The 26,014-nt window shown below is 40.0% G+C and carries 25 protein-coding genes and 1 pseudogene; 6 read left to right on the top strand and 20 right to left on the bottom strand.

The genetic code is table 11. The features are described from left to right. Window positions 1–7: 7 nt before the first annotated feature. Complete coding sequence (locus EAX61_RS05835) at window positions 8–391, bottom strand: cupredoxin domain-containing protein (protein ID WP_121916736.1); 384 nt, start codon at window positions 389–391, stop codon at window positions 8–10. A 644-nt stretch (window positions 392–1,035) separates the two neighbouring features. Between EAX61_RS05835 and EAX61_RS05830 the strand changes: the two genes are divergently transcribed. Next, window positions 1,036–1,680: an SDR family oxidoreductase gene (locus tag EAX61_RS05830; protein WP_121916735.1), complete on the top strand. Its 645-nt coding sequence runs from the start codon at window positions 1,036–1,038 to the stop codon at window positions 1,678–1,680. 59 nt (window positions 1,681–1,739) lie between these two features. Here EAX61_RS05830 and EAX61_RS05825 read toward each other — a convergent pair whose 3' ends face one another. The 13 genes and pseudogenes from EAX61_RS05825 to EAX61_RS05765 form a co-directional block, all read right to left on the bottom strand. Further along, complete coding sequence (locus EAX61_RS05825) at window positions 1,740–2,081, bottom strand: ribosomal protein L7/L12 (RefSeq protein ID WP_121916734.1); 342 nt, start codon at window positions 2,079–2,081, stop codon at window positions 1,740–1,742. A 21-nt stretch (window positions 2,082–2,102) separates the two neighbouring features. Then, window positions 2,103–3,113: pseudogene (locus EAX61_RS05820) on the bottom strand (NADP-dependent oxidoreductase). 216 nt (window positions 3,114–3,329) lie between these two features. Beyond that, window positions 3,330–4,424 carry a ligand-binding sensor domain-containing protein gene (locus EAX61_RS05815; RefSeq protein WP_121916733.1) on the bottom strand — a complete coding sequence of 365 codons (1,095 nt, stop codon included), beginning with the start codon at window positions 4,422–4,424 and terminating at the stop codon, window positions 3,330–3,332. Between the two features lie 166 nt (window positions 4,425–4,590). Further along, on the bottom strand, window positions 4,591–5,856 hold the full coding sequence (locus tag EAX61_RS05810; protein WP_121916732.1) for an MFS transporter: 1,266 nt from the start codon (window positions 5,854–5,856) through the stop codon (window positions 4,591–4,593). Window positions 5,857–5,875: 19 nt separating this feature from the next. Further along, on the bottom strand, window positions 5,876–6,352 hold the full coding sequence (locus tag EAX61_RS05805) for a nuclear transport factor 2 family protein (RefSeq protein ID WP_121916731.1): 477 nt from the start codon (window positions 6,350–6,352) through the stop codon (window positions 5,876–5,878). Window positions 6,353–6,400: 48 nt separating this feature from the next. After that, window positions 6,401–7,954: a M20/M25/M40 family metallo-hydrolase gene (locus EAX61_RS05800; RefSeq protein ID WP_121916730.1), complete on the bottom strand. Its 1,554-nt coding sequence runs from the start codon at window positions 7,952–7,954 to the stop codon at window positions 6,401–6,403. Between the two features lie 108 nt (window positions 7,955–8,062). Continuing rightward, window positions 8,063–8,518, bottom strand: coding sequence for a YybH family protein (locus EAX61_RS05795; RefSeq protein WP_121916729.1), 456 nt, complete (start codon window positions 8,516–8,518; stop codon window positions 8,063–8,065). A 93-nt stretch (window positions 8,519–8,611) separates the two neighbouring features. Further along, window positions 8,612–9,505: a dienelactone hydrolase family protein gene (locus EAX61_RS05790; protein ID WP_121916728.1), complete on the bottom strand. Its 894-nt coding sequence runs from the start codon at window positions 9,503–9,505 to the stop codon at window positions 8,612–8,614. Between the two features lie 91 nt (window positions 9,506–9,596). Further along, window positions 9,597–11,303: an alpha-amylase family protein gene (locus EAX61_RS05785; protein ID WP_121916727.1), complete on the bottom strand. Its 1,707-nt coding sequence runs from the start codon at window positions 11,301–11,303 to the stop codon at window positions 9,597–9,599. A gap of 119 nt (window positions 11,304–11,422) precedes the next feature. Beyond that, window positions 11,423–12,160 carry a class I SAM-dependent methyltransferase gene (locus EAX61_RS05780; protein ID WP_121916726.1) on the bottom strand — a complete coding sequence of 246 codons (738 nt, stop codon included), beginning with the start codon at window positions 12,158–12,160 and terminating at the stop codon, window positions 11,423–11,425. Continuing rightward, window positions 12,157–12,519 carry a DUF2237 family protein gene (locus EAX61_RS05775; RefSeq protein WP_121916725.1) on the bottom strand — a complete coding sequence of 121 codons (363 nt, stop codon included), beginning with the start codon at window positions 12,517–12,519 and terminating at the stop codon, window positions 12,157–12,159. The genes EAX61_RS05780 and EAX61_RS05775 overlap by 4 nt, the downstream gene beginning before the upstream one ends. Before the next feature lie 27 nt (window positions 12,520–12,546). Continuing rightward, a complete protein-coding gene (locus tag EAX61_RS05770; protein WP_121916724.1) occupies window positions 12,547–13,257 on the bottom strand; it encodes a DsbA family oxidoreductase in 711 nt (236 codons plus the stop codon). A gap of 32 nt (window positions 13,258–13,289) precedes the next feature. Further along, window positions 13,290–15,491, bottom strand: a complete 2,202-nt coding sequence (locus EAX61_RS05765; RefSeq protein ID WP_121916723.1) for a B12-binding domain-containing radical SAM protein — start codon at window positions 15,489–15,491, stop codon at window positions 13,290–13,292. 97 nt (window positions 15,492–15,588) lie between these two features. On the opposite strand from EAX61_RS05765, the gene EAX61_RS05760 reads away from it, so the two are divergent. The 5 genes from EAX61_RS05760 to EAX61_RS05740 all read left to right on the top strand — a co-directional run bounded on the left by EAX61_RS05760 (window position 15,589) and on the right by EAX61_RS05740 (window position 20,935). Continuing rightward, a complete protein-coding gene (locus tag EAX61_RS05760; RefSeq protein WP_121916722.1) occupies window positions 15,589–16,392 on the top strand; it encodes an AraC family transcriptional regulator in 804 nt (267 codons plus the stop codon). A 58-nt stretch (window positions 16,393–16,450) separates the two neighbouring features. After that, a complete protein-coding gene (locus EAX61_RS05755) occupies window positions 16,451–17,602 on the top strand; it encodes a serine hydrolase domain-containing protein (protein ID WP_121916721.1) in 1,152 nt (383 codons plus the stop codon). 160 nt (window positions 17,603–17,762) lie between these two features. After that, on the top strand, window positions 17,763–19,229 hold the full coding sequence (gene crtD, locus EAX61_RS05750; RefSeq protein WP_121916720.1) for a 1-hydroxycarotenoid 3,4-desaturase CrtD: 1,467 nt from the start codon (window positions 17,763–17,765) through the stop codon (window positions 19,227–19,229). 26 nt (window positions 19,230–19,255) lie between these two features. Further along, on the top strand, window positions 19,256–19,894 hold the full coding sequence (locus EAX61_RS05745) for a carotenoid biosynthesis protein (protein ID WP_161555200.1): 639 nt from the start codon (window positions 19,256–19,258) through the stop codon (window positions 19,892–19,894). Between the two features lie 105 nt (window positions 19,895–19,999). Continuing rightward, a complete protein-coding gene (locus tag EAX61_RS05740) occupies window positions 20,000–20,935 on the top strand; it encodes a class I SAM-dependent methyltransferase (protein WP_121916718.1) in 936 nt (311 codons plus the stop codon). Here the strand turns inward: EAX61_RS05740 and EAX61_RS05735 are convergent. The 6 genes from EAX61_RS05735 to EAX61_RS05710 form a co-directional block, all read right to left on the bottom strand. Beyond that, on the bottom strand, window positions 20,932–21,639 hold the full coding sequence (locus EAX61_RS05735) for a DUF3291 domain-containing protein (RefSeq protein WP_121916717.1): 708 nt from the start codon (window positions 21,637–21,639) through the stop codon (window positions 20,932–20,934). The genes EAX61_RS05740 and EAX61_RS05735 overlap by 4 nt on opposite strands. A 162-nt stretch (window positions 21,640–21,801) precedes the next feature. Further along, window positions 21,802–22,764, bottom strand: a complete 963-nt coding sequence (locus EAX61_RS05730; RefSeq protein WP_121916716.1) for an L-threonylcarbamoyladenylate synthase — start codon at window positions 22,762–22,764, stop codon at window positions 21,802–21,804. A 57-nt stretch (window positions 22,765–22,821) separates the two neighbouring features. After that, on the bottom strand, window positions 22,822–23,406 hold the full coding sequence (locus EAX61_RS05725) for a hypothetical protein (protein ID WP_121916715.1): 585 nt from the start codon (window positions 23,404–23,406) through the stop codon (window positions 22,822–22,824). 11 nt (window positions 23,407–23,417) lie between these two features. Next, on the bottom strand, window positions 23,418–23,741 hold the full coding sequence (locus EAX61_RS05720) for a hypothetical protein (RefSeq protein ID WP_121916714.1): 324 nt from the start codon (window positions 23,739–23,741) through the stop codon (window positions 23,418–23,420). Window positions 23,742–23,751: 10 nt separating this feature from the next. After that, on the bottom strand, window positions 23,752–24,891 hold the full coding sequence (locus tag EAX61_RS05715) for a hypothetical protein (RefSeq protein WP_147448342.1): 1,140 nt from the start codon (window positions 24,889–24,891) through the stop codon (window positions 23,752–23,754). A gap of 116 nt (window positions 24,892–25,007) precedes the next feature. Then, window positions 25,008–25,961 (bottom strand): tRNA dihydrouridine synthase, encoded by a 954-nt coding sequence (locus EAX61_RS05710; RefSeq protein ID WP_121916712.1) that lies wholly within the window; start codon window positions 25,959–25,961, stop codon window positions 25,008–25,010. Window positions 25,962–26,014 lie beyond the last annotated feature (53 nt).

Genomic DNA, 26,014 nt, shown 5'->3' with positions numbered 1-26,014 from the left:
TAATCGTTTACTCTACAATGAGCGTGTTGTCTGTTGCAGTTTTATTAAGTGGACAGAAATAAACATATTCCCCTTTTTCAAGGATTGTAGGATTAGAATTGCCTGTTTCATTATTTGGTACTACAGCCGTTACATAAGCAGTTTTAATGTGATTTGCTGGGTTAGAAATATCTTCACCTTTTTTTACAAGAACAAACCCTACATCGCCACCAGTATTATTGTTTGCAATCTCAAAGGTGTATGTTCCAGCAGGAACTGTAAGGGTTTTTTGTGTAAACTCTCCAGGAGTTTGTTCTAATTTAATGGTGGTATCCATTGTCATTTTATCTTGTGCTTGTGCGGCAAATGAAACAGATAGGATAAGGGCAAATACTGCAATAAATTTTTTCATAATAATATAATGTTTTAGCGGCTAGGATTTTCTAGCGATTTTATTTTAAAAGTTAGAGCCATTGTAAAGTTTAGTCTCGCAATAAAAATCAGCAAGAAAATGCGTTGCGCATTCTGTTTTTGTACTAATGTTACGCGAGATTTTACGAGAACTACTTCTGAAAATTTTGATGAGATTAAATAGAGATTTATGTCGTGATAGCATAGCTTATAATTTATGGCCATTCAGTCAGCACCAAATTAAAATACTTACAATAAATTTCATTTTCGAAAAATGTTTTTACTTAAAAACCTGTTTATTAGAAACTTGAATGGTGTTTTTAATTTTATTTTAACTCAAAACATCCAGAGATAAACTTCCTGGCGTATATCCAATATCATAAACAATAAGTTTAAGTAAATGTCCCCCTAATTAGTTAAGTTAAGTTTAGGTTAGAAACCCCGATAAGCAATTATTGGGGTTTCTTTTTTTTTACGCTCCTGCCAGCCGGAAGGCAGGTTCGCGAAATTTATACTGAGCGCAGTCGAAGTAACGTAATCATTCACCACAAAATCTTATCAAAAATTAACCTAACACTATCCTAAACCTAGGTTAAACGGCGTTCTAAAATTGAAAACGGAGTGCGATAGTTGTATCTTAAGATTATGGAAAAAATATTAGTTGCAGGTGCAACAGGCACCACCGGAAGACATATTATTAATTTATTAAAGAACGATCAATACTTTGAGCCCGTTGCAATGATTCGTAAAGAATCACAACGTTCAGATTTTGAAACTGAAGGTATAAAAACAGTTATGGGAGATCTAACTGAAGATATATCAAACGTGACAGAAGGTATAGACAAAGTGATTTTTGCAGCGGGCTCAGGAGGAAAGGCCGTAGACGCAGTAGACAGAAAAGGAGCAATGGGATTAACCGATGCGGCCAAAAAACATAAAATCAAAAAATTTGTAATGTTGAGCTCATTGGGAGCAGACAATCCACAGGATGATGGCGAGCTGAAAGAATATTTGCAAGCCAAAAGAGATGCAGATGAATATCTTGCCAATAGTGGAATAACTTACGCCATCGTTAGGCCAGGAGCATTAAATAATGAAACGCCAACGGGAAAAATCTTTTTGGAGAAAAGTTTATCGTCTCGTGACGGAGAAATCCCTCGTGGTGATGTTGCGCAAGTATTAGTAAGAAGTTTGCACGACGATGTGGCAAATCGTGAGGTATTTGAAATTCTAAACGGTGAGCACATTATTGCAGATGCTTTGACAAAAGTACAAGTGGAAAACGCATAGTTTCATACCGTTCTATAGTATAAAAAGGCGCCAATTGGCGCTTTTTTTTTATTTGGCGTTTAAATTTCTTGCCTTACAAAAAAGAAATACACTAAAATTAAAATGCTTATGATCAGTATTATAAGCTTCGTATAATTCTTTTTAGGTTTCTTGATGAGTGTAGACTGTTTTTTTACCTGATTGCGTTCCACACCATCCTGCCTCTCTACGACACCACTTTTTTGGTATTGGGCAATGATTTTTTCGGCGTGTTCCAGTTGGATCGAATTATCTTCTAGTCCGTCAACTAAATCTTTGGCGTGTTTTAAACCGATGTTATAATGCTCTTTTAACTCCTTTATAGCGTGGAGTTTCTTGCCGTTTTGACTTAAGGATTTTATGTGCTCTAGTTGTGCATTCATAGCTATAAAATTAATCTATAATTAGGATTGTAACACATCGACCACCATTTTTCCTGTGTTCTTTCCATCAAAAAGGTCTATAAACGCTTGTGGGATGTTGTCAAAACCATAGACCACCGTTTCCTCGTGTTTCAATTTTCCTTCTTGATACAGTTTAGTTAAAAAGTTGATGCCCTCCGGAAAACGCTCCATATAATTAGAAACTATAAACCCTTGCATCAAGGCACTATTTTTAATCAAAAATGGCTGCGGACTCACACCTTTTGCCACTTCGGTATCATTATAAATAGAAATAGCCCCACAATTAATAATACGCGCTTTCTAATTGATGTGGAAGAATACCGCGTCAGAAAGACTGCCGCCTACATTATCCCAATATACATCTACACCATCTGGACAGGTTTTTCCTATGGCCTTAGAAAAGCTCTTCTCCGTGTTGTAATTAAACGCATCATCAAAGCCAAATTCCTCCTTGAGCATCTCAATCTTCTCATCGGTACCTGCGACGCCTATGACCCGACAGCCTTTAGTTTTTGCAATTTGACCCACGACACTTCCTACAGCGCCAGCGGCACCAGAGACTAAAATGGTTTCGCCTTCTTGCAACTTTCCTATTTCCTCTAGACCAAAATAGGCCGTAAGCCCCGTCATTCCCAGCGCACCCAAATAGGCTGGGAGCGGAGCATCTTCCTTAGAGACTTTGTTTAATCCAGAACCATTCGATTTTTGGACTTGTTTCCAGGCCAGCATTCCAGAGACATAATCTCCTTTTTTAAATTTGGAGTTTTTAGATTCCGTGACTTCGCCTATTACGCCAGAACTTATGGGTTTGTGCAATTCAAAGGGTTCAACGTAGGATTTTGCATCGCGCATCCTCCCGCGTAAATAAGGGTCTACAGAAACAAAAAGTGACTTTATTAAAACCTCACCATTATCTAGCGCTGGGATTTCTTCTTCTGTAAACTTAAAATCAGAAAGTTGAGGCTTCCCTTCGGGTCTTTTATTTAAAAGTATTGTTTTTGTTTTGCTCATTTCTAGGTTTTCTTTTAAAGTTAAGAAATGAACGCTGGGACGGGAAGTTTTTTATGAGGATTAGGATGAGTTTAACGTGGAGGGTGGGGTTGTGGGGTTTGCTTTCGCGAAAGCGGAATAGAATGTATATGAGAAAAGTCTTAATAGATTGACTTGAAAAAATTTTAATTGATTTTTTTTGTTAATACAACACTTTAGGAGCTTATATTCTGTCGCTCAGAATGGTTTAAATCTTTCAAAAGTTTGTCCATTGAATTTAAATACTCCGTTTTCGTGCGTGCCAAGCCAAAGGTCGCCATTGTTGTCTTTGTAAATGCTGAATAAAGTGATGTCTTTTATATTATCTTGAACAGTATAATGTGTAATTTCCGATCCATCATATTTCCATACGCCATTAAGATAGGTTACAAACCACAAATTCTTATTATCGTCTCTTACTGTTGCTAGATACTCGTCCAAATCTCTATCCTTCTTACCATCTAACCCGCCTATACTTTTATGTCTAGAATAAAATTTATTACTATTTAATGTTGCGTTGTCATAGATACTATAACGATATTCGGTATTGAACCAAAAATCGCCATTTTTATCTTCAACAATTGACCGCACTCCATTAGAGCCTTCGTTGGGTTCGTTGAAAATTTCTACAACGTCTTTTTCTAAAATCCAGTCAAATGATTCTCCATTATATCGGAACGCTCCCAATCCTCCTGTTCCAAACCAGACATTGCCTTTATTGTCTTTGTATATGCTATAGACTGTATAAGGATTTGGATAGTTTGGATAGTTTAATAAATGATCTTCTCCAATTTTTGTCTTTGGTAGCTTTAGTTTGTACAAATAACTTCCATCGTATCTATACACATATCCTGAATCCCAACCATCTTTAAACCACAAATCATTATGTTTCAATTGCCAATTGCTCTCGAAATCATTTACCTGTAATAAATTAAAATTTTCACCGTCAGATTTTATAATGCCACCACCTGTATTAAAGTAAATATTACCTAAATGGTCTTCTTTAATTTCACCAATTCCGTTATTGGGCAAACCGTTTTTAGTTGTGAAATGAAGAATTTTTTTACCGTCATACTTATATAATCCATCTTCTGAACTTCCAAACCAATAATTGTTTTGTTTATCGTGATATACAAGCATTATATTTTCTCCAAGTTCCTTAGTAGTTTCAACTTTTGTAATGTCAATTACACTTGTATTCTCTTTTTTGCTATGGACTTTTGAATTGTTCTGTCCGTTGCACGAGGATAGAAAAGTTAATATAATTAAGAATGAAAATATGTTCAATTTCATTGTCGGTCTGTTTTGTGTATGCGGTTTTTGCCGGAGTTAATGCTAACTTGTTATAAAGTATTTTTATTATCAATATTCAGTAAAATCCACAGGATAACATCGGCTATTTATCATCAGTATCTAATAAAGATAAATAAACCCTACTACTACGAAAGTAATATTTAAATCAATCTCCCGTCTTCCCAGATAATCTATAAAACACAAAAGATGCAACCCCACCCGCCACAGAAAACACAGCCAACATCCAGAACACCGCTTCGTGACCCGCACGTCCTGGCATTCCGTCGAGAAAATAGCCTATAAGCGGTCCGGCAAAAATATCTGGAGTATACCCTACAAAGGAGATAATACCAACGGCAGTTCCTGTAAGCACAAGTGGGATATTACCTTCTTTCATCACAGCAAAGTAAAGTACCCGTGCGGCATAAACACCTAATGCGGTAATTATGATGGTAAGGAAAAACAAAAAGGTATCGCCTTCCAGTAAAATGCCAGAAGCAAATAGCACTGCTCCAATAATCGAGAGTAAAAAGCCTATACATAAATACAATGATGCTCGTGACCTATCTGCAAGAAAGCCTACGACAACGCCCACTACGGGACGAATAAAGAGGAGGAAGGTTCCAGTTTTGGCAGCATCTACTTCGTTATATAGCATAACTTCCCGTGCGTATAAGGAGAAGATGTCTGTGATTTTATAGCCAACATAGGCACAAAGAATAATAATCATCAGTAACCAGACGCTCGGAAGTTTCAAAACGGTTTTAATATTCTCTTTTGTAATTTTATCTACAACAATCTCTTTCTCATCTACATCACTCTTTAAAAAGAAAAAGACGAGCACTCCAATGAATGCGACAATCGCCGCAGAGATATATACTACATATTGAAAGGCTTCTTTTTGCTGTGCTAAAGAGAGTTCTGTCCCGTCTACATTTGCAAAAAGCGAAAATACAGCAACCCCTAAAACTCCAAATAATGCCCCGACAAGGCCGCGACCGCCATCTAGAAATCCAAAGGCTTTCCCTTGATTTTTAGTGCCACCCCAAACTCGGGTTGCCTTTATCATCGCTGCCCAAAACAAAAAGATAGTTGTAAATCCCCAGAAGCCATATAAATATTGTAATGTACTTAATGAAGGTTCATTTGCATACACTAGTCCGCCCAGGGCAGTAAGTACTAAAGCAACTCCCATTAATTTACGAGGAGGGAATCTATCTGCCAGCGGACCACCAAAAAGATAAGAGGCAAGTGCTACAAGACCATAAATAGAAAAACAATACCCTATTTCCGTATTGTTAATTTCAAAAACATCTAAAACGGTTGCTCTAAATACTCTGGCGAGAACAAAAGGAAGTATAAATACCGCCTCTCCCGCAAGGATAAGAAGTACAATGTACGGGATTGATTTAAATCTCTCTGTATTACTCAAATATGGTTTTATTGTGATGTTAACTGAAAGAGTTTTTCTTCATATAGTTCTCCAGTAACCCATTGGTTTGCGCTTGTATTTTACTTCTCATAAACCCTGACCACCCTAAAAGATAACCGGATAATCCTAATGCCTGTTGCGACCATTTATAAAGGCTAAAACTATCGTGGTGTTCTTTAATCTTTCCATCTTTAAAGGTGAACGTTGCGGCGACGTTGTTTACTACTGGACGTTTCTTGGCACCGTAGGGATACCTGGCACTCCAATCTGCACTTCCTGAATTTCCGTGTGCGTTAATATTGCTATAGGAAATCTGAATATTTCCTTTACTGCGCTCTAGGAGCATAAACCACATTGCTCTTGCTTTATCTCCGTGCAAGGTTCCAAAAGCAGGGTCAGAAAACATAACATTCTCGTGATAACAATCAGTCATTGCTTGTGCATCGCCTTGAGCAAAGGATTGATAAAAATGGGCAATTAATCCGTGATGGTCCATAGGAGCGTATTTTGAATTTATGCAATGTGACTATATGTTAGTACATAATTAATCGATACCGCCTTTACGCACCGGACTACGAGGTGTAGGCCAATCTCTAGGTTCTCCAGTTCTTCTATCTATAGGCAATACAGCTTGTTCTCTAGAGGTAAATTCTGGATCTTCACTTGCCATATAGGTAAGGATGGCTGTAAGAATCACATTATTACGCACATCGTCAAAAATGATCTTATCATACGTGTCACGATTCGTATGCCACGTATAATTCCAGTAGGACCAGTTGAGCGAACTTAAACTAAATCCAGGTGCTCCAGCAGCCTGAAACGAAGCATAATCTGATCCTCCGCGGGCGGGTGCTCCCGGAAAAGTAGTTTCTATCTCGTCCTTTATTTCATCAGGAACTGGCTGTAACCATCTTGTTAGGTAGTCATAGCTTCTTAAGAATCCGCCGCCATTAAGTCTTACGACACGTCCCGTACCATTATCTTGATTAAAAGAGGCTTGTAGTTTTGCCACGATTTCTGGATGGTCTTCTACAAATGCTCTGGAACCATTTAATCCTTGCTCCTCACTTCCCCAAAGTCCAACAAGTATAGTACGTTTAGGATTGGGATATATTTTTTTTAGCACGCGCATCGCTTCCATCATTACAATGGTTCCCGTGCCATTATCTGTCGCACCTGTACCACCATCCCAAGAATCAAAGTGCGCTGAGAGAATAATGTATTCATCTGGCTTTTCTGTTCCTTTAATTTCTGCAATGGTGTTGAACGTTGGCACAGCGCCTAGTTCTTTTGATATAGCAGTGATATTGATCTTGGGAGTGTGGCCAGATTGTTCAAGACGATACAACATTCCATAATCTTCAAGTTCTAGGTCTACCGTAGGAATCTTTTTTGTACGGGCACTAAAGATTTTGTTTACTCCAAAACCTCTAGACCAATTTGAAGTAACAATACCCACTGCACCGGCTTTTTCTAATATTTCTGGTAACTCTCTGCTATTGTAACCTGTGCGTTGCATATTATCATTCCAAAGATTTGAAAGTGAATCACGTTGTCTTTTCATTTTTTCAAAAGACTTTTCTGTGGCAAACTCTTCCCAATTGTAATCAGGTCTTCCTGTAATCTGAGGTTTTGAGATAAGTACAATTTTTCCTTTTACACTGGGCAACCATTTTTCAAAAGCTGCAGCATTTACAACTTCTGGAAGTGTAATTACGGATGCGGTCACACCATTTTTTGATGTACTAGGATTCCAGGCAAGCTGTGTTCCTCTCAAACTCTGAACTCTGGGTTCTAACATATCGATATGTGAGATGCCACGTTCCCAGCCACGCCACTCGCCCCATTTCTCGTTGCGAGCCTCAATGCCCCAAGATTTATACTTTTCTACAGCCCAGTTGTGCGCATTTTGCATTTGCGGTGTTCCTACAAGTCGTGGGCCTACAACATCTGTTACTTCGTGGGCAAGCTCCTCGAGTTGTGAATTTTGGGTTGCTTCAGCAATCAAAGCATTTATGATAGGATCTTCCTTTTGTTGCGCGATGAGCGTTGTGGCAAGTAGGCAAGTAAGTAGGAGGTAGGTGTGTTTGATTTTCATTTTGGTGGTATTTTGATGTTGCAAATTCTTTGGTGATTAAGTTTCGGTAATGGTAATGGTAATGGTTTCCGCTTTCGCGAACCTGCCTGCCGGCAGGCAGGAGCGTAACTATGATTTTATACTATTCCAAATGTCTAGATAAATTTTCCACGCTTGATCGACTTTCTTCCAGGTAATGACATATTTTCCGCGCCAAGATGTTTCTGTACCGTCTGCTAGACGGGTAGTTCCCTCGTAATATCCATAATCATAGGCTTCGTTACCTAGTATTTTGATTTCGCTGGGTGTTACCTTGTGATAAATGATTTTGTTGTCGTTTCTAGGTTTCCAGTAGTTTTTGATGGCCTCCGTTCCCTCTAGAATATCTTGATTATTAGGAAAAATTTTTGCATCAGTTGTATAGTTTGCTGTTACAGCAACATAATCTCCTGCCATCACTTGACTTGAGAAGGTTTCAATATTTTTGAGAATCTGGTCTATATCATCTTTGGGACCTGTGAAGGTTTGGGCCAATGATGTTACAGTAATCGTTAAGAAAGTAATTAAGAGGAGAAGATGTTTCATTATAGATCTTATTTTGACAAGAGAGCGTTTTAATAAACCGAATTACGGACGTTGTTATTCGCTTTCGCGAAAGCGCACCTAGAAAATATTTAATTAAAAATCCGTCAAATGTTCATTAAAGAAAGCAATCGTTCGCTCCCAAGCTAACGTTGCTGCTTCTTCATCATATCGAGGTGTCGTATTATTATGAAAACCGTGATTTACGCCACCATAAAAGTGTGCTGTATGTGTTATGTCTTCGGCTTTTAAGATTTTCTCATAAGCTGGCCAACCTGCATTAACGCGCTCATCTAAACCAGCATATTGCAGTAATAATGGGGCTTTGATTTCCCTAGCTTGATCTTCTTCTGGTTGTCTCCCATAAAAAGGAACCGCAGCACCCAAGTCTGGTAACAACACGGCCATCATATTTGAAATCCAACCGCCAAAACAGAATCCCACCACACCAACATTACCATTGCATTGTTCGTGATTTTTTACGTAGTGGTAGGCGGCAATAAGGTCCTCCAGCATCTCAAGGCGGTCGCGCTTGCGTTGCATTGTACGCCCATCATCATCATTACCTGGATAACCTCCTAATGGAGATAGCGCATCTGGTGCGAGCGAAATAAAACCGGCTACGGCAGTTCGCCTTCCTACATCTTCTATATAAGGGTTGAGACCTCTATTCTCGTGAACGACAATAACACCGGGCAACTTCCCAGGGTTTTCTCTAGGAATGGATAAAAGACCTTTAATCGAACCACCGCCTTTAGGAGAATCGAAGTGAATATATTCACTTGATATCCTGGGATCTGTTTGAGATACCGTTGTTGTCGTTTTATAATCTGGAGACATAAAACTCATTAGGGCAGGAAGAGTAACGGCGCCAACAGCAAAAACTGATAGACGCTCCATAAATATCCTACGGTCTATTTTATTGTGGGCATAATCGTCGTATAGGTCAAATACCTCCTGAGCAATGTCTTCTTTTTTGAGCGGTTTCATATCTCCAAAATTTAATGAGTTATGAAGATACGGATTTATGATGTTTCTAAAGGTTAGATGATACGTCGTGGTGAAAATGGTAAAATTTGAGTTATGAGACAGTAATTTCAAAAGTCATATCACTCAGATCTGCCTTGAGTAGCGCAATTTCGTCCCCGTTTTTCCACGAAATTTCAAGGTAGTCTTTATTGATATTTGTCACCGAGAGCTTCCCGTTAAATGCCGGATGTGTATTGCGTAGACGCAACATTTCTAGCTGTCTAAGCACAACTTCTTTTTGCAAACCTGCTTCTATATCCTCTTGTGATAATGTCGTTCGGTTTATTTCTTTGTGACCGCCAGTACCAGCAGCATCTGCAGCGACGTAGTCATTTTTTCCAGCAAACAAATCAAGATACCATATCTGTGGTATTCCAGGCATAAAGAGCTGTAACGCACGCGCAAGAAGTAACTTGTCATCGTTTTCACCCAGAGCACTATAAAATGTCGCATTTACCTGATAATAAGAAATTTTATTTCCCTCGGGATCATAAATATTCTTGACCCGACCACCACGGTCCAGAATGATATTGATGATATTTTCTATCTCAGCATCTTGAAGCAACCCTTTATGATACTCGCCGTTTTTCTCAACGCCTTTGAGATCTAGAACGGGAATCCCGTCGTGACAGCCTAGCATATTTACGGTCTTGTAAACTTTAGTCACTATTTCATTTGCCCACTTGACCAGCGCAGTGGCATCCGCGGTTTCTAGGGTATGAATGACTAATCCTGGGAAGAAAAAATCATAGATTTGGTAGCCTTTACTCGCTACCTCGTCGTGCAATCCTAAACCGTATTCTGAGTGTATTTCTGGAAGTAAAACAAGCTCATATTTTTCGGCAATTTTTCTGATGCGTTCGAGATGATCCCAAGTGCCTGGCGTATTAAAAAAGTTAGTCTTCCCAACTTCCTTATGCAAATAAGCAAAAGCATCCAGACGTAATATTTTACAGCCAAACGCGCTCACTTTCTTAAGCGTCTCATCGTAAAAATCCCAAACAAGCTCAGAATTTGCATTTACATCCATCTGGCCCAGGTAGGTGCGTTTCTGATTTACGACGGTGAGTATGTGTTTTTTGTGTGGTCGTACGCTTTCGCGAAAGCGTATACTAGACAGTTCTTCTCCAGCTCCAATCGCATCATTTACCAGCGATACAGTATGCGCTCGGTCATCTTCTGAAATATCAATACCTTCTAAATCTTTTTGCTGGATAGGGTGGAAGGTCACCTGCTGATAGAATGTATTCCAATACGGGCGCTCGCTGCCATCGGGAAATAGTACATTGAGAATAGGGAGGCCGGGCTTGCGCATAAAGAGCTTATCGAGATACTCCTTTTTTGGGACGATGATGCCCTGCTCGTTTTTAGTGCCATTTCCTTCCCAAAACTGATTCCAATTAATGAAGAAATCCTTGTACTTAGAGTCATCCCCGTGCGTAAGCATATCTTGAAATTGCGGCGAACCCACAGAAAGGTGATTGAGTACAATGTCAAACTTGAGCATCACATTAAGTTCCTCTAAGGTCTCTAGATCCTCTGGTGTGACGAGATCTTTATTTAGGTCATAATCTATGATTGAAAAACCACGATCCAGATCGCTATTAAAAAACGTAGGGAGCGCATAAAACAAAGAAAAAACATCCTTGAATTCAGGTCTTTTTAATAGAGCTACAGTATCACTTAGTTTTGTACCTATGCTATCTGGATATGCGTTGAGCATTACGCCGTTAGGTATTTTAGTTGATTTTTGAGACATAGATGCTGATGAGTAGATTCTTAAATAGGTGTATCTTAACTAGGAGTATAAAAATAAAGAAAGTGAATTGAATTATTACCTCATTTACAGTGTTAAGCGTTGAGCTTTTCACCGGAATTTTAGAGCAATTCCTTAACAAACACCATACAATGTTGCCACGGTAAGTTGTCTATTTTTTCCTCTAGCTTAAATCCAGCGACTTTCATTTCTTTTACTGCCTGGGCTTTAGTCATTTTGTGAACTTCTTTTATAGGCACATCAGGATCTTCGCCTCGATATTCTATAAGGAAGATTTTGCCATTGGGCTTTAGTGCTTTTTTCATCGACGCGACCATCTCCATTGGGAATTCGAACTCGTGGTAAACGTCTACCATCAAGATTTTGTCTATACTGTTTTCTGGTAATCTGACGTCTTTTGCTGTGCTTAGAATCGCCTCTACATTAGCGATTTCGCCAGCTGCTTTTCGATCTACGATGGTTTGTACCATTTCATCTTGAATATCTACTGCGTAGACCGTTCCTCGGCTTGCTATTGGCGCCATTTTAAAGACGTGATAACCAGAACCTGCGCCTATGTCTGCAATGACATCGGTAGGTTGTATATTCATGTTTTTAAGAAGTGTAGCTGTGTTTTCTTCTTCTTCACGCTCTGACCGTTCTAGCCAGTTTATTCCTTGAAAGCCCATGACGTGCGCAATTTGCCGACCCATGTACCATTTACCTATGCCGTTAGGGTCTCCACGTTTATAGGTATATACTGCTTCTTCTGTTTGCGATGTGCTTTCAGTTTGTCCTTTGCAGGACGCTGTAATAAAAAGCGTAAGACTTGCAATCACATATACTAGCTTTCTTTTCATAATGCGTAGCTTTTTAGTAAGTCTAGTGACGTGTATTTGAGTGCTTCTGCTGCAGTGGCTTCGAGTTTTATTTTTGGAGCAACTCCAGCTTTTTCTGCCTCTAGCCAGCGAGAAATGCAAAGACACCAACCATCACCAGGTTTAAGACCAGGAAAGTTCCAGTGTGGGATGGGAGTAGAGAGGTCATTACCTTTACTCTTCGTGTAGGTAAGAAACGCTTCGGTCATTATTGCGCATACGACGTGCGTACCACGGTCGTGGTCTATCGTTCTGCATAATCCATCTCTAAAATACCCGGTCATAGGATCTGTGCAGCAAGCAATAAGCGGTTCTCCTAAAACATTTTTATAATCGCTCATAAAGGCAAAATTTTTATTTAAAAGTGATTAACAATTTTCATCGTCTATACCGCAAGCTTCGCCAGTTGGACTGTCTTCCATTTCCATTTCTTTAGAAAGTTGGTTTAGCGCATCGAGTAGCACTTCTGGCGGCTGCGCACCGCTTATACCGTATTTGTTATTGAGTATAAAAAATGGAACTCCTGTAACTCCTAGTTTTTGATAGTGGGCGATCTCTTGCTGGACGGCTTTAGCAAGTTCTTGATCTTCGATTATAGTTTGTACTTTTTCAGCATCCCAACCAAATTCTGCTCCAATATGTTCTAGAACCTTAACGTCATTTAGTGGCTCTAAGGTCACAAAATATGCCTTGAGAAAACGCTCTTTTAATGCATCTTTAAAGCCTTCTTGACCTGCTACGAGTAGCATTTTATGCAATGGTAATGTATTTACAGCCAGCCAGTCTTTACCAAAATTAAAATCGATGCCTACTGTTTTTCCAGCTTCTTCTAGTCGGTCAGTCATTGTTTTCATTCCGTCAATGCTGCCAAATTTATCTACGAGATAGGTATCTCTCGTTTTTCCAGCCGCTGGCATCGTAGGATCTAATTGGTACGGATGCCACTCTACCGTTACAGGCGTGCCATCCCAAAGTTCTAATGCTTTTTCTAGTCTACGTTTCCCTACATAGCACCACGGACAAGCCACATCTGAGACGATGTCTATTTTAATTGGGCTATTCATTTTCTTTAGTTCCATAGTATTTTTTTTGAAGTCTTTTGTACGACTGATTATAAGATTAAAAGTCCACTTTCCCGCAATGTTCCCATAGGCTTTGAGAACCAGAACAGTTCAAAATGTTCAAAGCGAGACTCAAAATCCTTTTTAATCGTGGCAAAAGTTTGCGTTCTACCGCTAGAAGGTTGTAAGCTTGGTAATATTTCCAAGAGCCAATCGGCTTGTTCTTGTGCTAATACGATTTCAAACACGTCGTCTACTTCGTGAAAGGTAAGCCTGGACATCGCTCTCTTTTTCTTCGTAAATGAGTCGACTATAGGCGTGGTTCCTAACCAAATGATTTTGGCAGTAGGTTTTACAGTGAGCTCTGCAGACACATTGAGACAATCTTCTATATAATGTTGCTGTATAGTAGCTTCTGGAATTTCAAAATCAAACCATTCTTGCAAGGATAAGTCAAAACCAATCCCGTGCATATAATTAAAAAGTGATTTCTTGAGTCCATAACTAAAAGCACTGTGGTCTATTCCCGTGCTGTCTGTAAAGTCAACGTCGTTATTTGCAAACGAGATCTCATTATAATGTGGTGTAATTCCATAAGCTTCTGGTTCCAAACCTACAGGGCTATGTGCGGTAAGCGCAAACTGATGCCAAAATCCAGATTGTATAATCCCAAGCTCAAACAACTGGCGTACCATCTCCAGACTATCTACCGTTTCTTGTACCGTTTGCGTGGGATAACCATACATTAAATAGGCGTGCACCATAATTCCAGCAGCAGTAAAATTACGAGTAACTTGAGCGACTTGCGCCACAGTTACTCCTTTATCTATAAGTTTAAGTAATCTATCTGACGCTACTTCCAGACCGCCAGAAACAGCAATACACCCAGAAGCTTTAAGGAGCACGCATAAATCTGCGGTAAAGTTTTTTTCAAACCGAATGTTTGTCCACCAAGTTACGACGAGTTCACGTTTGAGTATTTCTAGGGCAACAGCTTTCATAAGTGCTGGAGGTGCAGCTTCATCTACAAAGTGAAAACCAGTCTCGCCAGTTTGCGCTACCAGCTGCTCCATACGATCTACGAGAATCGTCGCGGCAATAGGCTCATAAATTTTAATATAATCTAGCGAGATATCACAAAATGTACACTTGCCCCAGTAACAACCGTGCGCCATCGTGAGTTTGTTCCATCTACCATCGCTCCACAAGCTGTGCATTGGGTTTGCAATCTCAATGACAGATATATACTCTTCTAGTAACAAATCAGAATAGTCTGGAGTGCCTAGCTGGGCTTGTTTATATTCTGGTTTTAGCGTGTCGTTTTTATAAACCACCTCGCCATTTTCTAGTAAAAACGTACGTTTATAAGTTGGTTCTGGGCTTTTATTAACAACTGCGTCTATCAAAAGTTCTACGGGCAACTCGCCGTCGTCTAGAGTGATGTAATCAACAAATTCAAATACGCGAGCATCTGTGATAGACCGTAATTCGGTATTTGGGAAACCACCGCCCATCGCAACTTTTACATCCGGAAAATGCGTTTTTATATATTGCCCACAACGGAAGGCGCTATACAGATTTCCGGGAAATGGCACTGAGAGTAAAACGAGTTTGGGTGCGCGTCCTGAATTTAATTCGGGTACGCTTTCGCGAAAGCGTAATTCCAACAAAGCAATCGTAATCTGGTCTATATAGGTTAGATCATCTTGCAGACGCTCATACAGTTCGTCAAAATTATTTGCACTCTGTCCCAGCTTTTCGGCATACCGACTAAACCCAAAATGTGGGTCTACACACTCCACAAGAAAGTCTGAAAGATCTTCTAAATATAAGGTCGCCAGATGTTTTGCCTTGTCCTGCATTCCCATCTCGCCAAACGCCCAATTCAAATCATCCAGCTGCTCAAAACGAGAGGCACGCGGTAGGAAATTAGCGGTGCATATTTGACGCGCAAACGTAGGATTTTTGCCTTGTAAAAAAGCAATTACACGATCTAGAGGTTGCGTATACTGCTTGCTTAAAGCGAGTATGCGTGCAGCATTGTGGGAGAGTTCAATGTTTGACTTTTTTATTTCGTCAAAAATCGCTGTAAACGTAGCACTTGTAAATAGCTCAAGAATCACCTCAATCCCTAAATCCATCTGGAAACTCGGAACTCCTTTTGTATTCAAAAAACCTTTGATGTACGCCGTCGCTGGATAAGGCGTGTTAAGCTGTGTAAAGGGCGGCGTTATGAGTAAAATATCTTCCAAAAACTAGAAATAGGGTTGCGAATAGCAAAGATACCTTAAACTCATATTGCATAAGAATTTCTTTTGAGAGCTTCCTTTTTATTGCTAGTTTCGGTTTATGATTTTCGAGCCTGCGATAGCAGCTATACAAAAGCATATAGACCATTATTGGGTTTTAGATCACGCCGCTATTACCGCGATGAATAGTCCCTTAATGTACGCATATCCTGGCGTTACACCAGATATGATTATTGTTTTAGACGGTCATTTTACAATGACGTATTTGGGTAAAACGTATCGCTCGGATCAGAGTATGTTGTTCAGTTTTATACAAGAGCAATTGCACATCGATTTGTCATCGCTCAAAAAATGCATTATTGTCAAGTTTAAATCTCGTGCACTTTCTTCCTTAATGCCTTTTGTACAGAAGGATGCAAAAAGCCTAATGCGCGATGCAGTAGCTCCTGTCGAGTACTTCTTTGGTCTCGAAATCATCCATTTTATAGCGCATTTAAGAACGCTTGATGACATTGAAATCGCTACTGCGCTAGACGATTGGTTCTTCCAACATTATAACAAAGAGGCTGAGGGTTTTGTTGTAGAAATGGCACAAGAGGTAAGTGCGAGCTTCGACATTCGTACGATTATGGAAGCTACAAATTATTCGTACAGCACGATAGAGCGCTATTTTAAAAGAGATACAGGGCTTACCCCTAAGCGTTTTCAATCCTTACAGCGCTATAAACTCGCTGTGCGAGAATTGTATGTAACTCGTAATAGTGACTGGCAGCATTATGTAGCAAAGTATGGATATTACGATCAGTCCCATTTTATTAAGGAGATAAAACGCTATACGAGTCACACGCCGGCGCAACTATTAAATACTCCCGCTTTTATTCAAGTTCGTCCTTCTTATTTATGACGAATTTTTACAATGACCGCTTTCGCGAAAGCGTCACCTTTACCAAAAATTAATCAGAATGACTTTTAGACATATTTGTATCACGGCGTCCCTTGCACTTGCCAGTTGTGCAACCACTCAAAAAAACGTAATGTACGATACTAATCCAGCGGTAAACTTACAGCGTATTTTGGATGAAGAAATTGGTACAGGAGAAGATGACTCAGCGGGACTTTCATTGACTGTGATTTCACCCGAATTGAATATTGATTTTACTGGTGCCGCGGGATACGGCAGTTTAGAGCGAAATACTAAATTAGACGCTAGCCAGCCTTTTAGAATTGCCAGTCTCACTAAAGTCTTTGTGGCAACAGCCATCGTTCGCTTGCGCGAAGAAGGATTACTATCGCTAGAAGATCCTATATCAATGTATATTTCACCAGCCCATATCGATATCCTCAGAAAAGGAGGTTATAATCCTGATGCGATTACTTTACGTCACTGCCTAACTCATTCTAGCGGCCTGTACGACTACGCCGAAGGTGGTCCAGAATATATTGAGGTCGCCTCCCAAGATCCATCAAAACGGTGGACGCGCACCGAGCAAATTCAATTTGCGATGGACCACGGGAAACCACACGGACCACCGGGAGAAGCGTATCATTATAGTGATACTGGTTTTGTATTGCTAGGCGAAATCATAGAAAAACTTACAAACAAAAACCTTGCTCAAGGTTTAAGAAGTCTCTTAAAATTTGATGAGCTAGGAATGAGCACGACTTGGTTAGAATCCTTAGAGCCTAGACCCGATGGATTGCTACCTTCTGTAAAAAGATATATGGGAACTATAGATGCTACAGACTGGGATAACTCTGTAGACTTGTATGGAGGTGGAGGACTTGCTTCTACCACTCGAGATTTGGGTATTTTTCTTCAAGCACTTTTTAATGGAAAGATTTATGAAAATGAAGACAGTCTTGGCGTGATGTTACTGGAAAAGGAATATGACCCACATGGGAAACCGTTGCCAGAAGCAAGATTAGGGTTTGGCAGTATTCAAGGTAAGCAAAGCGGCATAGTTGCCTATACACACTCTGGATTTTGGGGAACGTTATTTATGCATTTCCCTAAGTATAACTGTAGTATTGCTATAAATGATACTAATGATGGGAACAATGAGGCGCTGCAAAAGGTTGTGAATTATGTGGTCTGGCTAGGAAAGCAGAAGTAAATTTTTGTAATTGACTTAAATAACTGAAACCTATTCTTAATCAACATTATTAATAAATTTATTTTGTTTACTCTAAATAAAAAATCATTAAACATTACAAAAGTAACTATGTATCTTTGTTTACACGAGAAGTGACTTGTAACAAACAAAGCATAGGCTATTGAAAACAGCATTAATCATAGGTTCTGGAATTGCAGGCATTGCCTCTGCATTGCGGTTGCGCAAAAAAGGCTATGAAGTGACTGTATTTGAGGCAAATGATTATGTGGGCGGAAAATTGACTACCATTGAAAAAGAAGGCTATCGCTGGGATGCAGGACCTTCACTCTTTACAATGCCGCATCTGGTAGATGAGCTTTTTGAATTATATGATATAGATCCTAAAACTTATTTTAACTACAAGCGTAAGGATGTATTGTGCAATTATTTTTGGGAAGATACTACAACGTTTAGCGCCGTGGCAAATCAAGCGGAGTTTGTAAAACAAGCTTCAGAAACCTTTGAAACACCAACTCGCGCGATTGAAAAATATTTAGACGCTTCAAAAGAAAAGTATGACTTAACGGCTTCTATCTTTTTAGAAAAATCACTACATAAATTTAGCACCTACTTCTCTGTAGAGACCTTAACATCATTGGTACAGAGTTATAAGTTAGATACAAATACGACTTTAGACAGCACCAATAAAAAAGCGTTCAAAAATAAACACTTAGTCCAGCTCTTTAATCGGTACGCTACCTACAATGGTTCTTCGCCATATAAGACACCAGGGATTATGTCTATGATTCCGCATTTAGAGATGTATTACGGTACCTTTTTCCCAGAAGGAGGAATGATTTCTATAACCGAGAGTCTCTACAAACTTGCTCTAGATCAAGGCATCATATTTAGATTAAGTGAAGGTGTTCAAGAGATAAAGCGAGCTGGTAATAAAGCAACTCAAATCATTACTTCTCAAGGCACGTACGATGGCGACATCATTGTGTCAAATATGGATATATTTTCTACCTATCAACATTTACTAAAGGAAGAAAAAAAGCCTGTCAAAGTGCTAAAACAAGAGCGTTCTAGCTCTGCGCTTATATTTTATTGGGGAGTGAATAAAGAATTCCCAGAACTAGATCTACATAACATTTTTTTTAGTGATAACTATGAAGAAGAGTTTAAGCAGATTTTTGAAGAGAAATCCTTGTCAGACGATCCTACAGTCTACATAAACATCACCAGTAAAGAAGAAGCAGCTGATGCACCTGCAGGCTGCGAGAACTGGTTTGTTATGATTAATGCTCCTGGCAATTTTAATCAAGATTGGGAGGCTTTAAAAACTAAAGCAAGAGCGGCCATTATAAAAAAGCTCAATAACATGCTTAAGGTTGATTTAGAATCTCTAATTACAGTAGAAGAAGTACTTGACCCAATTACGATTGAGCGCAAAACAAGTTCGCACCGAGGATCGCTTTACGGAGCCGCCAGTAACTCAAAGTTTGCAGCATTCCTGCGCCATCCTAATTTTTCTTCTACAATGAAAAACCTTTATTTCTGTGGTGGTTCAGTACACCCTGGAGGAGGGATTCCCTTATGTTTACAATCTGCAAAGATTGTGAATGACCTAATTCCAGACGTATGAGCTTGAGTATACAACTTCCCCGTTTTATGCAGAAATTAGATGCCAAGTGGCTTTCTATCGGCACCTTGTGGCTTTTTCATATTTCGGCAATTATTGGGATTACAGCTGGTTATTTTGAGTTTTTTGTAACTAAAACTCCGCTTAATCTCATCATCGCGATCGCACTTTTAGTTTTAAATTACAAAATTAATACGCTCAAGACTTCGCTATTGCTGCTCACTTTTTTTAGCGCAGGGATGTTTGTAGAATGGGTTGGGGTACATAATGATTTTCTTTTTGGTCCCTATGCTTATGGTGACAACCTCGGTTGGAAACTAGACGGCGTACCTTATCTTATCGGGGTAAACTGGGCGATACTTGTTTTTATTACTGGTGCGATGGCAAATACGTTTAAAATAAACCAGTGGCTCAAAGTCTTTTTGGGCGCATTTTTAATGGTTTTTCTTGATTTTATGATAGAAGTTGCCGCTCCCATATTTGACTTTTGGGCGTTTGATGGCGGGGTAGCACCGCTCCAAAATTATATCGCTTGGTTTGCGATTGCGAGTGTGTTACACTTCATCTTTCAGCGTATGTGTGTTAAGGGAGACACGTTCTTTTCTGTACACTTGTATGTGTGCCAGCTTGTGTTTTTTACCTATTTTGCAGTCTATTATACGCTGTAGTAATATATAGTTATTACAGGTTAACCCTTTTTAATACGCTTTCGCGAAAGCGTAAACGCATTGCTACTAACCCTATTTTACCTTTAATAAGCCACTTTCTTAAGTATGCAACACCTTTCGGCTTGTCCCGTGTGTAAGTCACAAACGTTTACTTCTTTTATAAAATCGAAAGCACAGATGCATCCCTCAGATGAGGTGTTTAACTTTGATCAGTGCTCAACGTGTGCCCTTGTTTTTTTAAATCCTAGAGTTTCTGAGTCTGAATTAAAGGAGTATTACACAGACTATTACTTACCGTATCGTGGTCCAAAGGCTTGGGGAAAATATGAGAAGATGGTCCTAAAAAGCCAAGAAAAACTAGATACGCGCAGAGCAACTATGGTTAATAAGTTTCATAAGCTCTCTACAGAGCATATAATTCTAGATGTAGGCTGTGGAAATCCTACTTTTTTGGAACAAACAGTCGCTCTTTATGGTTGTAAAGGAAATGGGATTGATTTTTCTAATAATGGATGGAAAGACGAGGCAGCGCGTTTTGCAAATTTAAAATTACAAGTAGGCGAGGTGTCAGATTTAGAGTTATCCCACTCGCCAGATGTTATTACAATGTGGCATTATCTGGAGCACGATTATGAGCCAGTTGCAAATCTCAAAATACTAAGAAAGCTAGCCAAAGACTCAACAACACTCATATTTGAAGTGCCTAATTTTCAATCTGAAAGTAGAGAAAAATACAAAGAACACTGGGCTGGCTGGCACACGCCTCGTCATACTTCTTTATTTTCTGCTGAGGCGATTCATAAATTACTTAATCAAAGCGGTTGGGAAGTGACAAAGATTCTCACCTACGGTACACTAGATCCTTACGTGCTATACTGGATGAGCGCGATGGAACAAAAAGGTATTGCTTGGGACAAAAATATGGAAGAAGAATTTTTCAGTTATGTTACTGGAATGATTCCTTTTACCTTTAAGAAGTGGCAACAAAAGTCACGATCTCTCGGTATTATGACCGTTGTAGCGACTCCAATATCACTTTAAGAGCTAGTAATTAGCGTTTTTCCTTCCCAAGTTCCTATAGCCTTATATGGCTGAAATCTAGAGAACAACTCTTCTTTATACCAGTCTAAACTTCTTGTTTTCTGTATCGCTACTTGATGTTCTTTACTGCTGTAGGCAAATGCTTTTGCGTCGTCCATAGTTTCCCAAAGGCTGAAGGTGGCCATTTGGGTTAACGGTACTTCACCTATACCTTTTGTATAGATAAGCCCTTTACTTTTCTTAAGCGGTTTTTCTGAGGTAGGCACGTATTTCCAGAAGGTGTGTAGTTTACTCAGTTTTATAGTTGCCCGTGTGATAATGGCTACTTGAGGATTTTCTGGGTCTAGTTGTGTGCTTTTTTCAAAAGGATTTTTTCCATTCCACTCGCCGTGTGCTTTAATGCTGCGCATAAAGAGCGTGCATTGCTCGGTGGTGTGTTCTTTATATGATTCGATGATAGGAGCATTATTAAAAAATGCTTTTGCATCTTCTTCACAATCCCATATTTGTAATAAGGAATAGATAGACCAGTCGGGTAGTGGGTTAAAGCCCATTCCTTTGCCACTGCCCATTAGTTTATAGAACTGCTGTCCGTTTACGCCAGCGAGTTTTGTATGCGCCCGTTGCATCATTAAAAATGCCCAAAACTTATTGCGAAGTCCTGCATATTTAAAAAGCGTAATGGTCGTTATTTGTTGTGACAAAGGGGTTTATTTATGACGATTCGTATCTTTTATAAAAATACGTCATCACAAGAGTTTCTTCTAGCGAAAGCATTGATTTAATTGGTTTTGTAATGGGATGAGTACAAATGAAAGGAGTTCCCGTCCAGCAGGTTATCGTGAGCGCTTGAGTAGACCGTTATTTTATTTCCCTTTAGTAGCGCGCTCTAGGCGATCGTTCATAGATTTTCCTAATCCTGTGTCTGGAAAGCGTTGTGCGACGATGATGTCTAGTCCTTTTGCGTCTAGGCTGTGCAATGCAGCGTACAGATTAGACATCGCTTCTTGCAAGTTGGCCTCGGGAGAAAGCACTTCTATTGCCTTAATGTTAGGCGCTGTAAATACTTCAGAAAATGAAATGACGCCAATGGATTTTTCTGGATACGCTTTCGCGAAAGCGTATATATCCTCCTCTAAAAACGTGCGTGTATCTGGTGCATAGTGACGCGATAACATGCCTGGCGCTTGTGGGGCGTTTTCTTTTTTGTTTTTAACAGGCACTGGACCAATGACTGCCTCAATGTGCTCTACAGAGATGCTGCCTAAGCGGTAAATCACCGGCTCATCGCCTTCAAAACCTACAATGGTAGATTCTATCCCATTCTGACACGGGCCGCCGTCTAGTACCATTTTAAGTGTACCGTCAAAGTAATTTTTTACGTGCTGCGCTGTGGTGGGGCTTATGGATCCAAAAGGATTTGCACTGGGCGCCGCCAGCGGAAAGTCCAGCAAACGCAATAGATCAAGTGTAAGCGGGTGATTAGGGACACGCACAGCAACCGTGTCTTTACCGGCCGTGATAATGTCTGGCACGTTTGATTTTTTAGGTAAAACTAAGGTGAGCGAACCAGGCCAGAAGGCCTCCGCAAGCCTTTTCGCTTTAAGCGGAATATAACTTACAAACTGCTCCAGCTGCTCCACCCCAAACGTATGCACAATAAGCGGATTAAATAATGGCCGCTGCTTCATTTTAAAAATGCCTTGCACCGCCGTGGTATCATAAATATTCGCCGCAAGACCGTATACCGTCTCGGTTGGGATAGCAACTTGTGCTCCCTGTCTTAGTAATTGTGCTGCGTGCGCAATGTCTTTTGAAACGATGGTCATTATATAAATTATGCTGCAAAGGTAGGGTAGCAGCCTATCTTATAAAACAGGATATTTCTATTTTTTAATTGTGATAAGTCTCCAGGTATCAGTTGGCGTATCCCAACCTAAAAGTCCGCTCGAGGTGCTCCAGTAAAAGTTGAGAATGCGCTCTGGTCTGTCTTCATAATAGGGTTCTGTGTGTAGGGTTTTTACATCTGTGTAGAGACTATCCATAATACGAAGGCGGGTAGATGGTATGGTGTCGTATTCACTTTTATAGAAGTCGTAATTTAAAAGCAAGCGCGAGTGCCCAGCGTCAAATTCAAACCGTAGGTTGTACGTCTCACCAGAACCGCTTAGGTATAGTAGCCCTTGCTCGCTGGGTTTTCTGGTGGTTGTATAATCTATGCGTAGGTGTTCAAAACGATCTGGGTTTATGCTAAAAGGGTCACCACCACGCACCATCGCAGTCGTGGTTCCCGTAATAAAAATCGTATCTAATTGTTGACTATCTGACTGAAAGATAAGTTGCTCACCGCCTTTGTAAGGTATCGCTTCGTAGGCGAGTGGATTTAATTTGTGGTCTGTCGGAAGTCGCTCTGTACAGCCAGTTGCAACAACTAATGCAAGGAAACAGAAACCTAAAAAAGCTTTGTGCATCGTGTTTGTTTTTAGATATTGAAAGTGCCAACGGCATACATAATGATAAACATCAAGATAAGAAGTACAATCACCGCCAGCCAACCTATAACCTTGTCTTTTGTGCTTTTCTCGATGATTATATTTCCGTTTTCAGGAACTGCTTGTGTGAGGCGAGTATGATTTTTTAGTTTTTCTATGGCTTCTTCACGAGTCAATGACCCATCTGCTATTGATTGTACCATATCGTGTGCACCTTTTAATCCTAAACCAGTATACATAAGCCGTAACCGCTTTATGGCTTCCAGTTTTTTACCTGCTTGTACTAGTGCAAAAATGTCTTCTAGATTGTACATAGCCTGCGACTTAAATGGTGTAACGACTTATTTTTATGGTTTGCAATACGGTGTTAAGTACTGCGGCTTGATCAGTTTGAGCAGTGGGGTAGGTGTAGGTAAATACAAATACTTGATGGTCTTTGTAATAGGTGGTGGCTTTTATTTGGGTCATTGCGCCACTTTCGGTAGTTTCAAGTATGTACTCTCGGTCCTTATCTACGGCACCTGGTAGTGGTTTGCTGGTTTCGCTTTCGCGAAAAGCGAGTGCACTTAACTCCGTGTCTTCTTTGCTTATGGTCAGTGTGTAGGTTTTGTCACCAGCTACGTGGCTTATGCTTGCCTTGTTTGAAGAGCGCGACTGTCTATTAAATGTCTCCTTTTCAAAAAGGGTGCCTTTGAGTTTTATGTTTATAATAGGCATTAACCCTCGAGAGTAAAACAGCGGAATGTACGGATCTTGCCAGAAAGCATCTGTACGGTCTGCTCTCGCTAAGTCGTCAGCGGCAGCATTTTTCCAGGCTGGGATGTCTAACTGTAAGGTTGCTGCTACTTTTTTAAGTTGTGCCAGTCCTTTTTCTTTTTTAGTCATCGGGCAGGGAAAAGCGACTTGAAAGGCAAGCTGGTCTTTCTGATAAAACCCCATTAAGTAGGTCGTATTGTTTGCCTGGACCCAATAGGCAGCTGTTTTATGGTCTGCTGTAGTAGCAATCAGTTCAGTCGCCCCAAGGCTGGCGTAATTACGGTTGTTCATATTTGCCAGACCATCTGTAATAATATTTGCCGATTTTGAATAAGACTTACGCATAAACAGTTCTTGGCTATCGTAAAGTAAACTTCCATAAACCACGCTTTCGCCCCAAGTAGGGTCTTTAAAAACAACAAGCTGCTCCTTGTAAAACGGTCTGTTTTTTTCGCTAATCAGGACTAAATTATTATCCTCATTAATAAGCTCACCTATAAAAGGAAATACCTCTCGTGCGTTGGTAATGTAAACGTCACCACGGTCATTATCATTAGGATCCCAGAGCCCGTCAAAGGGTGCGCTTTTAAGCCAAGCGGTGAGATCACCACTAACCGTTTCTTCGATTTCAGGATTCCAAGAAAATGTGGGACCAGTATCGCAAGAAATCAAGAGCAGTACACATAGTAACGTGAGTAGGTGTTTCATAAAATAAATGCTAAGAACTAGATACTATAAAAATAGCATTATATACAGAAGTACGCACGCTCAGTGTACAAGGTATGTATCGTGTATGGTTGCAGTTTACTTATTTTATTTTAACGTTACAAACGTTTTTGCTGTGCAATAATCTCGCTAACCGCCTGCTGGTATTTAAAAGGGTTGCCAGCTTTCTTAATTGCTTTGTATACCTTTTGAGGATTGTGGGTAGATTGAGAGAAAAACTCCCAGAAGCCTAACATTTTCATCTTGATAGGCGTAGGGCCAGAGAGCGCGGCATCATACTGGTGATAAATCGTATCGTGAAATTCGCGAAAAATATCCCACCTATTTGCAGGATACTCCGTCGTATCTGCTTTTATCATACTCGGTAAGAATGGATCTGCGATGAGACCTCTGCCCATCATAAAATGCTGAATACTTGGGAAACGCTCCCGTAGTTTTTTAAAACTCGCTACTGAGGTGATGTCACCATTGTAGTACAAGGTATGTTTAGCCACATCTACACAACGCTGAAAAGCTTCTAAATCAGTACCGCCTTTGTATAACTGTTTGCCCAGACGCGCGTGTATGGCTACATTTTTAAGTGGGTATTTGTCCAGCACTTTAAAAGATTCTAAAATCTCATTAGGACTGTCGTACCCTAAACGCATTTTCATAGAGATGGTACAATCGGTCTCGCTGTGGGCACGGTCTAGAATATGGTCTATTTTTTCAGTATTGCAAATCAGGCCGGAGCCCATCCCACTTTTAGTCACCATCGGGTAGGGGCAGCCTAGATTCCAGTTTAGTTCTTTGTAGCCTAGCGATTGTATATACTTGATGACAAATATAAAATCATCGGCATTTGCGGTCATTACTTGCGGGATGACTTCTAATGTCGTGTTCACCTCAGGATTGAGGTCACGCTGGTAAGAGCCTTTAATGATCTGCTTCTTACCCATTTTAATGTACGGCGCATAATAGGTGTCTATCCCTCCAAAAAACTTTTGCTGCGCATTCCTAAAGCGGAAATCTGTAAAACCTTGCAGCGGCGACGATAAAAGGGTATAGGACATAGGTGAGTCTTGCTGGGGCAAAGATATGCGATTATCTAGTAGATTTTGAGGGG

Origin of the sequence: Dokdonia sinensis, assembly GCF_003688895.1 — a bacterium.
Classification (GTDB): Bacteria; Bacteroidota; Bacteroidia; order Flavobacteriales; family Flavobacteriaceae; genus Dokdonia; species Dokdonia sinensis.
Note: the sequence above shows the minus strand (reverse complement) of the source record. Positions and strands in the feature narration are given on the sequence as shown.